We start from the raw sequence: 13,639 nt of genomic DNA on the forward strand, positions 1-13,639 counted from the left end.
TTTGTCACTTTCAGTTTATTCAGCTGTTAATACCTTTACGCCTTTGACAATGTTCCAGATGACCACTGCGAGGCAAAGTAGGATCATAACGATGATACTTATAACCGTAAAAACAGGGATGGCGTCTTGTTGTGAAGTAAAATCATAGAATACCGCCAACACTAGGAGTGGTGTCAGGATTAATGGAATTAGGTGTGATAATAGTGATTTTTTAGCATGCCTTTTGGTTTCTTTGTCTCCCGTGGCTAAATAGACGGCTAAAGGGAAAATAAATCCGGCGAAGAAGATACTAAAATAGCATAGACTGGATAAAACTTTTCTTGTTTCCATACGTTCATCACCTCTATCTTTTATTACGAGTTTAGTATCGAAAAGGTTTCTTTTATATTTGTTATTTTTAAGCGCGGATTGGGTGGGTGTGGGGGGATTTGGGTTTGATTCCGCGGACTTTTTAGAGTGATTCCGTCGTATTTTTGGTTTTATCCGCTGATTTTCGGATTAATTCCGGCTAATTCTGGTTTTATTCCGCCAGCCTAATCTGGTGCGGTTCTGGATTCCGTCGGATTTAGTGTTTTTTCCGACTAATTACGAATTTATTCCGTCTAATTTGGGCGTATTTCCGCCTGATTTCGGATTTATTCCGCTCATTTTTGAATTTTTCCGCGCAACCTAATTCCTGCTGGCTCGAAACTCAATAATTGCTGATTTATTTCATTAACATTCTATTTTATTCGGCCCGTTTTCAGATTTATTCCGCCAACTTCAAACTTTATTCCGCCCACTTTCCTATTTTTCTGCGAAAAACAAAAAAAGAGCCGAAACCAGCCAGGTTTTAACCAGCTGATTTCAACTCTTTTTATGCTTTAATCGCACTCTTCTCTTCAATTTGCTGTTTCATCCGCTCGCGATCACGCGCTAGGATTGGTTTTAAATATTTTCCGGTATAAGATTCTGGAGTCTCTGCTACTTTTTCAGGAGTTCCGGTCGCGACGATGGTGCCGCCCTTGTCTCCGCCCTCAGGACCGAGGTCGACAAGGTAATCGGCCGTCTTAATCACATCGAGATTATGCTCAATGACCAGAACAGTATCTCCATTTTCAACCAGGCGCTGTAAGACAACAAGCAAACGGGAAATGTCGTCCACATGAAGCCCGGTCGTCGGCTCATCTAGAATATAGAACGTTTTACCATTTGAACGACGGTGCAGTTCTGAGGCAAGCTTAACACGCTGGGCCTCCCCGCCTGACAGAGTTGTTGCCGGCTGGCCTAGTTTCACATAACCCAGACCTACATCCAAAATGGTCTGCAGCTTACGGCTGATTTTTGGAATGTTTTCGAAAAACTCGACTGCCACCTCAACGGTCATATCGAGGATATCGGCAATATTTTTCCCTTTATATTTCACTTCTAATGTTTCACGGTTATAACGTTTGCCGTGGCATACCTCGCACGGAACATAGACATCAGGTAAAAAATGCATTTCGATTTTAATAATCCCATCACCGCGGCAGGCTTCACAACGGCCGCCCTTGACATTAAAACTAAAGCGGCCTTTCTTATACCCGCGCACTTTTGCTTCATTCGTCGACGCAAACACATCACGAACATCATCGAACACCCCCGTATACGTGGCGGGGTTCGAACGCGGCGTTCTGCCGATCGGGGATTGGTCAATATCGATGACCTTTTCTAAATGTTCCATTCCCTTAACGGACTTGTGGGCTCCGGGCTTGGTTTTTGCACGATTTAGCTTTTGCGCCAGTGATTTATGCAGGATCTCGTTAATCAGGGTACTTTTCCCGGATCCGGATACGCCAGTCACAGCAATAAACATGCCAAGTGGAAACTTCACATTGACATTTTTTAGATTATTTTCAGATGCACCCTTGATTTCGATATAGCGGCCATCAGGCTTACGACGCTCAAGCGGAAGTGGGATGAACTTTTTCCCGGACAGGTATTGACCTGTCAGTGAGTTCGGGTCGGCCATTACTTCTGCAGGGGTTCCCGCGGAAACAATCTTACCGCCATGGATTCCTGCACCAGGACCAATATCAATGAGATAATCAGCAGCAAGCATCGTATCTTCATCGTGCTCGACGACAATCAAGGTGTTGCCGATATCACGCATGCTTTGCATTGTACCGATTAACCTGTCATTATCCCGCTGATGGAGACCAATGGACGGCTCATCCAAAATGTATAATACGCCGGTCAGGCGCGAGCCAATTTGAGTCGCCAGCCGGATCCGCTGTGCTTCACCGCCAGAGAGTGTCCCTGCGGTACGGCTGAGGGTCAAATAATCTAAACCAACATTAATTAAGAAGCCTAGCCGTTCACTGATCTCACGGAAGATTAACGCTGCAATTTGCATTTCTTTATCCGAAAGCTTTAACTCTGAGAAAAATTCTTGGGCATCCTTAATCGATAGGTCTGTTACTTGAGAAATATGGGATCCGTTAATTAACACGGCCAACGATTCCTTTTTCAAACGGTAGCCTTTACAGGTTGGACATGGCTGCTGACCCATGTATTTTTCCATTTGTTCACGGATAAAGTCTGAGCTTGTCTCCTTAAAGCGGCGCTCGACATTGCGCATAACGCCTTCAAATTGAATATGTCCCTCACGGAGCTGCCCAAAATCATTTTCATAACGGAAATAAATTTTATCCTTGCCGGAGCCATAGAGAATTTTTTCCATTTGGTGGTCGGGGATGTCTTTAACAGGTACATCCAGATCGATTCCATAATGATCACAGACCGCCTGAAGCAGCTGTGGATAATATTGTGAGCTGGTAGGCTCCCAAGGGGCAATCGCATGCTGTTTTAGTGTTAAATCCTTATTAGGTATGACTAAATCAAGATCGACTTCCATTTTTGATCCTAGTCCATCACAGTCAGGGCAGGCCCCGAATGGGCTGTTAAAGGAAAACATTCGTGGTTCTAATTCACCAATCGAAAAACCGCAAATCGGACAAGCATGGTTCTCACTGAACAACAGCTCTTCTTCACCGATTACATCGACGATGACGTTTCCTTCTCCTAGTTTTAAAGCCGACTCGAGGGAATCAGCGACACGGGCTGAAATACCTTCCTTGACGACAATTCGGTCCACTACAACTTCAATCGAATGTTTCTTATTTTTGTCTAATTCAATTTCATCACCAAGATCAAGCATTTCTCCGTCGACACGTATTCGGACAAACCCTTGTTTTTTGATGTCCTCCAATACCTTTACATGGGCTCCTTTTCGTCCCGATATAACAGGGGCAAGGATTTGCATTTTGGTTCGTTCCGGGTAGCCGAGAATCCGGTCGACCATCTGCTCAATGGTTTGTGAGGAGATTTCAATATGATGATTCGGACAAGTGGGATGTCCGACTCTTGCAAAAAGTAATCGTAAATAATCATAGATTTCCGTAACCGTCCCCACTGTAGAACGCGGGTTTCGGCTGGTTGTTTTTTGATCAATCGAAATTGCCGGGGATAATCCCTCGATCATATCGACATCCGGCTTATCCATCTGACCGAGAAATTGGCGGGCATAAGCAGACAGGGATTCCACATAACGGCGCTGTCCTTCTGCATAAATCGTATCAAATGCGAGCGAGGACTTTCCTGAACCGGAAAGTCCTGTCAGTACCACAAGCTTATCTCTCGGAATGGTGACATCTATATTTTTCAAATTGTGGGCGCGGGCGCCTTTCACAATCAGTTTTTCCATTGCCATCTAACCGTCATCCTTCCGCTTTCAATTCCAATAATAAATCACGAAGCTCGGCAGCACGTTCGAAGTTGAGTGCCTTTGCTTCTTCCTTCATTTCTTTTTCCATTGTCATAATTAGTTTTTCTCGTTCCTTCTTACTCATCTTGCCGAAGGATGCTGATGGTTTATATTCTTCCTGATCCTCTGCGGCTTGGGTCGCACGGATAACATCACGGATTTCCTTTTGTATCGTCTGCGGTGTAATGCCATGTTTTCGATTGTATTCTTCTTGGATGGCCCGGCGCCGCTTCGTTTCACTAATCGCCAGCTCCATCGAATTAGTGATTCTATCTGCATACATAATAACATGGCCATTGGCATTTCGGGCGGCCCGGCCAATCGTTTGAATTAACGACCGTTCCGAACGCAGGAAGCCTTCTTTGTCAGCATCGAGAATCGTGATAAGGGAAACCTCAGGAATATCGAGTCCTTCCCGGAGCAAGTTGATCCCGATCAAAACGTCATATTTACCAAGACGCAGCTCTCGGATAATTTCAATCCGCTCGAGTGTCTTGACTTCTGAATGTAGATATTGAACCTTTATCCCAATTTCCTTGAGATAATCGGTTAAGTCCTCTGACATTTTTTTCGTTAACGTCGTCACGAGGACACGCTCATTTTTCTTAACCCGGTCCTGTATTTCACCAATCAAATCATCAATCTGCCCTTCGATTGGACGGACTTCAATTGTTGGATCTAGCAATCCTGTCGGGCGAATAATTTGTTCAATCATCTCCGGTGTATGTTCAAGTTCATATGGGCCTGGTGTGGCCGAGACAAAAATGGCATTGCGGACATGCTTATCAAATTCCTCAAAAGTTAACGGTCGGTTATCGAGTGCGGAGGGCAGGCGGAAGCCGTGGTCGACCAGCACTTGTTTACGGGCCTTGTCTCCATTAAACATACCCCTGATTTGCGGTAAGGTAACATGCGATTCATCAATGATAATAAGGAAATCTTCTGGAAAATAGTCGAGCAATGTATAAGGAGTCGAACCGGCCGGCCTTAGGGTCAGATGACGGGAGTAGTTTTCAATCCCTGAGCAAAAGCCCATTTCCCGCATCATTTCTAAATCATAACGGGTACGCTGCTCAATCCGCTGTGCCTCGAGCAGTTTATCTTCTGCTCTTAATTCGGCAAGCCGTTCCTCGAGTTCTTTTTCAATATTCTCAATGGCTAAACGCATTTTTTCTTCACGTGTAACGAAGTGAGATGCCGGAAAAATCGCGATATGCGAACGTTCGCCGATGATTTCACCTGTTAACGCATCAACTTCACGGATGCGATCAATTTCATCTCCAAAGAATTCGACACGGACACAATGTTCATCGCGGGAAACTGGGAATATCTCAACGACATCCCCGCGGACACGGAAGGTTCCCCTTTTAAAATCGATATCATTTCGTTCATACTGGATATCCACTAAACGATGCAGGAGCTGATTCCGTTCGATTTCCATGCCTGTGCGAAGCGATAATACCATCTCGCGGTATTCTTCCGGCGAACCGAGACCATAGATACAGGACACACTGGCAATGATAATGACATCTTTCCGTTCGAATAAGGATGAGGTCGCCGAGTGGCGCAGCTTGTCAATTTCATCGTTGATACTAGCATCTTTTTCAATGAAGGTATCAGTTTGCGGCACATAGGCTTCCGGCTGATAGTAATCATAGTAACTGACGAAGTATTCTACCGCATTATTTGGAAAAAAATCTTTAAACTCACTATAGAGCTGTCCGGCTAATGTTTTGTTATGGGCGATCACAAGAGTTGGTTTGTTTATTTCTTTAATGACGTTCGAAACCGTAAAGGTCTTCCCTGTACCGGTTGCACCAAGCAGAGTTTGATGACGTTTATTATTTTTAATCCCTTCTACTAACTGGCGGATCGCTTCGGGCTGATCACCTTGGGGCGAGTACTTTGAAACTAATTCAAATTGGTCTTTCACATTTCTTCCTCCCGTTAAAAAAGTCACTCTCGAGCTAAAAAACTGTTTATTGTCCGGGATGGTGCTAAAAAGTGTCTACTCGTAAATTTCCTATTAACATTCTACCACAATCCACCAAAAACAAACCAATAATATGCGAACTAGCATTCGTTTTTTTACAAATAAAGCGGAAGCATCGGTTAAGCGGCGTATGGCCTGTAGCACTTTAACTTATCGTAGGGAAAAGGGCGAAGGACACTAGCCGCTGGACGCTGGAGCTAGAGAAAAACAAAGTACAAAGAACGGTTCTAATTGAATTCACTAAAAAAGCCTGCCGTTAATCGACAGACTTACATTTGTGAATAGGTTCTAGCTATTTGTAACTGCGCGCGGTTTCATCTTGGCTGCCAGCCAGAAGCCCGCGGTAAGTGAAAAGGCATCAATAACAATTAGGTAAAAGGTGTCGGTATAGCCTTTGTAAACTGACCCAGCAATCAGTGCTACGGTTAAAACAAGGCCGATAACGCGATTGTAAGTGACCCGTGAAAAAAGCAAAACCATTAATCCTGGCATAGTTAGTGCTGAAAATATCCTAATAATCTCAAACATGGGAACACCTCATTTATTAATCTCGTTAATTATTTATTTTAAAAACTAATCCATAAGATTGCAACTAAAATATTCCTTAAGCCTTAGCCTTCTCAAAACCAGCCGTCCCCTTTTGCTGTGATACTAGACTTACAATGATAAACCCTATCAATGACAGAACAATCGGCATGACCACCGTATGCATGCCAAAGGCATTCGGATAAAAACGATCTAACAAAATATAAGAACCCATTCCAATAATCATTGACGTGATTGCTCCGTACTTATTGCCTTTACTCCAATACAAGCCTAAAATCACTGGCCAAATGAACACAGATTCCAGTCCGCCAAAAGAAAATAGATTCAGCCAGACAATTAAGTCAGGTGGACTTAATGCGAAAATAATTACGATAACCCCAATAATGGCGGTTACACTGAAGCTCACCTTTTTAATTAGTTTGTCTTCTGCATCCGGCTTGATGTAATTCAAATAGATATCCTTTACTAAAGCCGAGCTCACCAAGATCAGCAGAGCATCGACTGTTGACATAATCGCAGCCATCGGGGCTGCTAGTACAATTCCCGCAACAAACGGCGGCAAAACTTTCATTGATAACAATGGCATCACTGTATCACCGATTTTTACTCCTGGGAGTACTGGTCTTGCAAACACGCCAATCAGGTGCATCCCGAGCATGATAAAGCCGACCACAATCGTCCCAATAATGATGGCATTGTGCATCGCTTTTGAATTTTTGTAAGACATCGCCCTGACTGTAATTTGCGGCAGTCCGACAACCCCAACGCCAACCAAGATCCAAAACGATGAAACGTAGGCAGGGGTTAAATTGTGCTGTGCACCAAACGGGCTGATGAGATTCGGGTTCTCCGCCGCTAAATCAGTGATGATGTTTGAAACCCCTCCGCCTGCTTTAATCGTCGCTATCAATAGAATCAATGTTCCTGCGAACATCACGACACCTTGGACCGTATCGGTGAGCGCTACCGCTCGGAAGCCGCCGACAATGACAAACACTAGAACAGAAAAAGCAAAAATCAGTAAGGCGGTTGAATAAGGCATGCCAGTCAGCGATTCTACCAGGCGCGCCCCGCCAATCCATTGCGCCGTCATTGATGAAAAAAGGAAAATGATAATACTTGCCGCTGATAAGATCACAACCGTTTTACTTTTATACCGTTCCTTCAAAAAGTCGATTAAGGTAATCGCCTTATACTGACGGGCGACAATCGCGAATTTTTTCCCGAGAACCATTAAGGTAAAATAACCGGTTACAAGCTGGGCCATGGCAAGTAGAACCCAGCCTAGCCCTTGGGTATAGGCAATTCCAGGTCCGCCGATAAAACTGCTGGCGCTCCCGTAAGTGGCCACCATCGTCATGGCCAAGATGAACCCGCCCATTTGACGTTCCCCTAAGAAATACCCTTCTAAAAAAGATTCGGATTTGAGTACTAATTTGTTTGACCAGATTCCTACCGCAAAGATAATCAATAAGAAAATAATTAATGGTGTAATAACAGCCCAGTTCACTTGTTCCCCTCCTCTACATCAAAGGGGATGTCCTGGAAGAGGTATCTTACTGTGAAAATCACAAGGATAATCATGACAATGGAGCCGAGAATGCAGCTGTAAAAGAACCAGGCCGGCAGACCAAATACGTATGTATAGTCCTTAACATTAGCCGAGCCGAGTCCGTAGCCAAATCCATACCAAATGATAAAATTGATGATAACGAGAATAACGCCAATTAGTGCTTCTTTATGGGCAATTTTAAAACGCTTGTCCATTGAATCCACAGATTTCTTCACACTTTTACACCCCTAGTATGTATGCATTTTTAATCTAACTTTTTACCAAGTTAGAACATTTTACCACAAATATGGAGAAAAACTTACTAGCATACTTTTGAAAATGATTATTTGACATTAATTTTTATTAGTTATCATTTCGTTCATTAAAACAATTTGGTTACTATCTAATGGGAAAAATCTACTGTAATTTGAGAAAATTAATCAGTACTATTTTCTTATTGATAAACACAATAAGATAACTGATAATGATTATCAATATCATTAACTTAGGAGGTTTGTTATGTTTATTCAATTTTTAAAGGAAAACCGTTATGTCCCATTTTTACTTACTGTATTTCGACTCTATCTTGGATGGGAGTGGTTAACTGCTGGCTGGGGGAAAATCTCCGGTGGGAAATTTGATGCAAGCGGCTTTATGGTTGGAGCAGTAAAAAATATGTCAGGTGATCACCCTTCTGTTCAACCTTGGTGGGGACATTTTTTAAATGAGTTTGCTATTCCCTACGTTGATTTATTTAATGTCATGGTTCCATGGGGAGAGTTTTTAGTAGGGGCTGCATTAATTTTAGGAATATTCACTTCATTTTCTGCCCTTATGGGACTTACAATGAATTTTGCTTATATGTTGTCTGGCACAACAAGTACGAATCCTCAAATGGTTTTACTAGGAATGTTTATTCTGGTGGCAGGAACGAACGCTGGAAAAATTGGAGTAGATCGTTGGGTGATTCCAATGCTGCAGAAATGGTTCTTTAAAAAAGCTGGGAAGGAACAATTTCCTCAAAGCGCGTAATAAGAAAAGCGCAAGGCGCCCGCCTACTGGCGACAAGCACAAGCCGATGGCGCCTGGAGCTGGACAATTCTCAAAGTTGAAATTTATACTAACTTATCTTGCGAACAAAAGCGGAAGCGCCTTGAATAGCCCAGACAAGCATAAGTCGCTCAGGGAAAGAAGGCGTTCTTTGCGTTCTTTCCCTGAGTGGCTGTAGACCATCGAGGGGCTAGGCGCTGGAGCTGGACGTCGACAGTCCTTTTATTAACAGTTATCCACAAGCGAAAATTTTATAATTTTCCGTGTATGAAATCATTACTTTAGAAATAAAAATGTCCCAGTGACTATGTTACGATTGAAGTACTTAACCAAGTTTAACTCAATCACCCACCCGGACAAGGAGGACATAGTCAATGAGAATACTTAATGGTAAACAAGGGTTAAGAAGAAGTCAATTCACAAATGAGCTAAACGATAAAAAATCGCCCTCTTATTTAAAGAAAGGCGATGTTAAAAGGTAATTTAGTGAGTAATCTAATTAATTACACGTCCCATGTGGACTAGGACATCCGTTAGCTTCTTTTTCAACCTGAATCGTACTGTGTTCAATATGAAATACATCATGAAGTATTTTTTGGGATTGTGACAAGATTTTATCGTGCACGCCATCATTTAGAATCGTCATATGACAGCTTAGAATAGGATATCCTGAAGTAATGGTCCAAATGTGGAGGTCATGAACCTCCTTGACGTTAGGGATCTTGCACAATGCCTTTTTCACTTGAGATATATCAATCTCGGAAGGAGCCCCTTCCATCAAGATATGAAAAGAATCCTTTGTTACCCGGTAACCACTGATAAGAATGAGTACAGCAACAATGATACTGGCAATCGGGTCGGCAATCCCCCAGCCTAGAAACATGATCAGTAAGGCGGCAGCAATCGCTCCTACCGAACCAAGCATATCACCTAGTACGTGAAGGAAAGCGCTTCTGACATTCAGGTTTTCTTCCTTGTCACCCTTCATCAAAATCCAAGCTGTAATGATATTGACTAATAATCCGGTCACAGAAATCATTAGCATCCCGGTACTCTGGACTTCCGGCGGATTGAAAAAGCGTTGAAAGGCCTCAAAAAAGATATAAATAGAGATAATCACAAGCGTTAAACCATTTAAGGCGGCGGCAATAATTTCAAACCTCTTATAGCCGTAGGTTTTTTCCTGTGAGACGTTTTTCTCCCCAAGCTTTAAAGCGTAAAAGCTTAATCCAAGTGCAGCTGCATCACTCAGCATATGGCCTGCATCCGACAATAGTGCAAGGCTGTTTGTAACAATACCGCCGATCACTTCTACTATCATAAAGGCAGCTATTAATAGGAAAGAACTTAATAGTGCCTTTTTATTACTTGTATGTGAATGTCCATGTGAGTGGCCGTGTGAGTGGCCATGATGGTGATGATGACCCATGTAGATCCCCCCAGAGCTCTTAAAAGTTAAGTTGCTCTTTTCTCTTTCTAAAACGAAAATATTCCGATTACGGCTAGTCTTTTCTAATCTTTATTTTTCAATTCATCATTTCTTTATCTTTAACTCTTAATAATCGTAACCCGTTTAGGGTCACAAGCAATGTGACACCCATATCCGCAAAAATGGCGATCCACAAGGTCAGCCAGCCTGGAACGACTAAGAGGAGAGCAAGTAATTTGAAAACAATCGATAAAGTAATATTCTGCTTAATAATTTGCAGTGTTTTCCTGCTTAACTTAATGGTGAACGGGAGTTTCTTTAAATCGTCGTTCATCAAAGCAATGTCGGCAGTCTCAAGGGCTGTGTCGGTCCCTGCCCCGCCCATCGCAATTCCAACGGTAGCAGCAGCCAGTGCCGGCGCATCGTTCACGCCGTCACCAACCATAGCAACCCTTCCGTACTGAGCTTTTAATTTTTTTATAAACGTTAATTTATCTTCCGGAAGCAGCTCTGATTCTACTTGATGAACTCCCGTCTCACGGCCAATCGCTTCAGCGGTGATATGGTTATCTCCTGTAAGCAATATGGTTTGCTTAATGCCTAACTGCTGGAGTCGTTCAATCACGAGTCGGCTGCTATCGCGAACCTCATCGGCAACCGCAATCAACCCAAGGATCTCTTGACCATTTCCGGCAATCATAACGGTCTTGCCTTGTTCTTGCAGGTACGAAACCTTTTCTAACACAGCTTCAGGCACTTTCTCAAATAACTTCACGTTGCCAACACGATATTCCGTCCCATCTACAACCCCTTTTATTCCTTTCCCTGTAATCGACAAGAAATCCTCCACCACATAGTTCTGATGAAGATGCGCTGCTTTTTTTATTACGGCAGAAGCAAGTGGGTGCTGCGATTTACTTTCAAGCGCCGCAACCACTCCTAGGAGGTTTTCATCATATGTGAAGTTCACGAAATCCGTCACTATTGGAACCCCTTTGGTTAGTGTTCCGGTTTTATCAAACGCAATAGCCTTCAATGCTCCTGCTTCTTCTAAAAAACTTCCACCTTTAATGAGCACTCCATTCCGCGCTCCGTTGCCAATCGCGGTAACAATGGAAACAGGTGTGGAAATGACTAATGCACAAGGACAGCCAACCACTAAAACCGCGAGCCCTTGATAGATCCATTCCTGCCAGTCTGCACCAAAGAACAGGGGAGGCACAACGGCTACAAGCACGGCGACAAGGATAATAACTGGCGTATAATACTTGGCAAAGCGGTCAACAAACTGTTGTGACGGGGCTTTTTCTGCCTGTGCTTCTTCAACTAAATGAATGATTTTCGCAATCGTTGTGTCATCCACCAGTTTCGTTACTCTTATTTTTAAAAAGCCTGCTTCATTGAGGGTACCGGCAAATACCTCATCCTCAACGCCTCTTTCAACCGGAACTGATTCACCTGTGATCGCAGCTTGATTGATCGTGGATGTTCCCTCTATAATTACCCCATCCATCGCTATCATTTGGCCGGGTTTCACCAGCATGGTGTCACCAATTTGGATATCTTCCGCTTTTAAAAGAAGTTCTTTTCCGTTGCGGACGACAAGTGCTTCTGTCGGAGCATGTTCCATCAGTGCGCGAATCGAATTTCTGGCTTTATCCATGGAATAGCCCTCGAGGACCTCGCTAATCGCGAAAAGGATGACAACGACTGCCCCTTCTCTCCATTCACCAATAATGGCGGCACCAATGATGGCAATCGTCATGAGTGTTTTCATGTCAAAATCAAAGCGGAAAAGGTTTGTTAAGCCGGTTTTAAACAGTGGATATCCACCTATTAAAATAGCGGCGGCAAACAGGATATTTTCAGAAAAAATATAGCCTGCGAGCAGGAATAATAGTGATAATCCTAAAAGAAAGTAGCGTTTCCAAAACGGTTCTCTTGGGATAACAGCTTGCTTTTCTTTTTCAGGGACAAGTGTTAATTTTTCAAAAGCACCTGCTTTATGCAGTTCTTCAAGGCTTGTGTTTCCATAGACTGTGAGCTTGGAAGCTCCGAAATTAACTTTAGCATCAACAACACCATCCAGGTGCTGTACGTTCTTTTCGAACTTGGCGGCGCAGCTTGTTCAGGAAAATCCTTGAACACGATAGACTTGTTTCTCAGTCGCTTCACTCACGGCCGGCCACCTCCTTCTGATGTGCAAAAGCAATATGGATTAATTGTTTGACGTGATCATCATCAAGGGAATAATAGACAAGCTTTCCTTCTTTACGGTATTTCGCAAGGCCGAGGCCTTTTAGGTGACGCAAATGGTGCGAAGCTGTTGCGGTGGTCGCGCCGACAATATGGGCAACATCACAAACACATAGCTCTTCTTCAAGCGTAAGGGCATAGGCAATTTTTAAACGGGTTTCATCTGATAGGGCTTTAAAAAGCTTGGTTACATCGAAGATATTTCCGTTCGTGATCTGCTGTTTGACTCGGGTGGTTTTCTCGCTATCGACACAGGTAACTTCGCAAATATCCTGTTCTTTCATTTCTAGTCACCTTCTTCATTCAAATGATCGTTTGATTATATGATATTCAAATGAGTGTTTGAATGTCAATAAAATTGTGTACTAATATTGGGGATATTAATAAATTGTTTAGTTGGTTATTCATTTGAATAAGAACTTTTTATTTTAAGTCTTTGCCCTGTCCGAACCTTAGGCTTCTTCGGACTAGCTTCTTGAATTATTGAGCTGTCCTGTCCGAAACTGGGGCTTCTTCGGACAAGCTTCCTGAATTTTTGACTTCTCCTGTCCGAACCTCGGGCTTCTTCGGACTCGTTTCTTGAATTTTTGACTTGTCCTGTCCGAAACTGGGGCTTCTTCGGACTTGCTTCTTGAATTTTTGACTTGTCCTGTCCGAAACTGGGGCTTCTTCGGACTCGCTTCCTGAATTTTTGACTTGTCCTGTCCGAACCTCCGCCTACTTCTGACTTGTCTCCTGAATTTTTGAGCTGTCCTGTCCGAAGCTGAGTCTACTTCAGACTCGCTTCTTGAATTTTTGACTTGACCTGTCCGAACCTTGGGCTTCTTCGGACTTGCTTCTTGAATTTTTGAGCCACCTTGTCCGAAGCTGAGGCTACTTCAGACTCGCTTCCTATATTTTTCACCTGTCCTGTCCGAACCTCCGCCCACTTCTGACTTGTCTCCTGAATTTTTGAGCTGTCCTGTCCGAACCTTGGGCTTCTTCGGACTCGTTTCTTGAATTTTTGACTTGTCCTGTCCGAACCTCGGG

10 protein-coding genes are annotated in these 13,639 nt (G+C 43.3%); 1 reads left to right on the top strand and 9 read right to left on the bottom strand.

Annotated elements, in window-relative coordinates:
- Positions 1–15: 15 nt before the first annotated feature.
- From M3226_RS18385 to M3226_RS18410, 6 genes are all read right to left on the bottom strand, one after another.
- Complete coding sequence (locus tag M3226_RS18385; RefSeq protein ID WP_251567814.1) at positions 16–330, bottom strand: DUF4870 domain-containing protein; 315 nt, start codon at positions 328–330, stop codon at positions 16–18.
- Between the two features lie 526 nt (positions 331–856).
- Complete coding sequence (uvrA, locus tag M3226_RS18390; RefSeq protein WP_251567818.1) at positions 857–3,730, bottom strand: excinuclease ABC subunit UvrA; 2,874 nt, start codon at positions 3,728–3,730, stop codon at positions 857–859.
- 7 nt (positions 3,731–3,737) lie between these two features.
- Positions 3,738–5,717 carry an excinuclease ABC subunit UvrB gene (gene uvrB / locus M3226_RS18395; protein WP_251567820.1) on the bottom strand — a complete coding sequence of 660 codons (1,980 nt, stop codon included), beginning with the start codon at positions 5,715–5,717 and terminating at the stop codon, positions 3,738–3,740.
- A 348-nt stretch (positions 5,718–6,065) separates the two neighbouring features.
- Entirely contained in the window at positions 6,066–6,305 is a 240-nt protein-coding gene (locus M3226_RS18400; RefSeq protein WP_251567822.1) for a CsbA family protein, read from the bottom strand.
- A gap of 76 nt (positions 6,306–6,381) precedes the next feature.
- Positions 6,382–7,833 (bottom strand): sodium/pantothenate symporter, encoded by a 1,452-nt coding sequence (gene panF, locus M3226_RS18405; protein ID WP_251567824.1) that lies wholly within the window; start codon positions 7,831–7,833, stop codon positions 6,382–6,384.
- Positions 7,830–8,090, bottom strand: coding sequence for a YhdT family protein (locus M3226_RS18410; RefSeq protein ID WP_251568003.1), 261 nt, complete (start codon positions 8,088–8,090; stop codon positions 7,830–7,832). The genes panF and M3226_RS18410 overlap by 4 nt, the downstream gene beginning before the upstream one ends.
- A gap of 304 nt (positions 8,091–8,394) precedes the next feature.
- Between M3226_RS18410 and M3226_RS18415 the strand changes: the two genes are divergently transcribed.
- Positions 8,395–8,907, top strand: coding sequence for a DoxX family protein (locus M3226_RS18415; RefSeq protein WP_251567826.1), 513 nt, complete (start codon positions 8,395–8,397; stop codon positions 8,905–8,907).
- A gap of 517 nt (positions 8,908–9,424) precedes the next feature.
- Here the strand turns inward: M3226_RS18415 and M3226_RS18420 are convergent.
- The 3 genes from M3226_RS18420 to M3226_RS18430 form a co-directional block, all read right to left on the bottom strand.
- Positions 9,425–10,354, bottom strand: coding sequence for a cation diffusion facilitator family transporter (locus tag M3226_RS18420; protein WP_251567828.1), 930 nt, complete (start codon positions 10,352–10,354; stop codon positions 9,425–9,427).
- A gap of 97 nt (positions 10,355–10,451) precedes the next feature.
- Positions 10,452–12,554, bottom strand: coding sequence for a heavy metal translocating P-type ATPase (locus M3226_RS18425; protein WP_374110635.1), 2,103 nt, complete (start codon positions 12,552–12,554; stop codon positions 10,452–10,454).
- Entirely contained in the window at positions 12,526–12,894 is a 369-nt protein-coding gene (locus tag M3226_RS18430) for an ArsR/SmtB family transcription factor (RefSeq protein WP_251567839.1), read from the bottom strand. Before M3226_RS18430 ends, M3226_RS18425 begins: the two co-directional genes overlap by 29 nt.
- Positions 12,895–13,639 lie beyond the last annotated feature (745 nt).

The sequence above is a fragment of the Neobacillus cucumis genome (assembly GCF_023715505.1).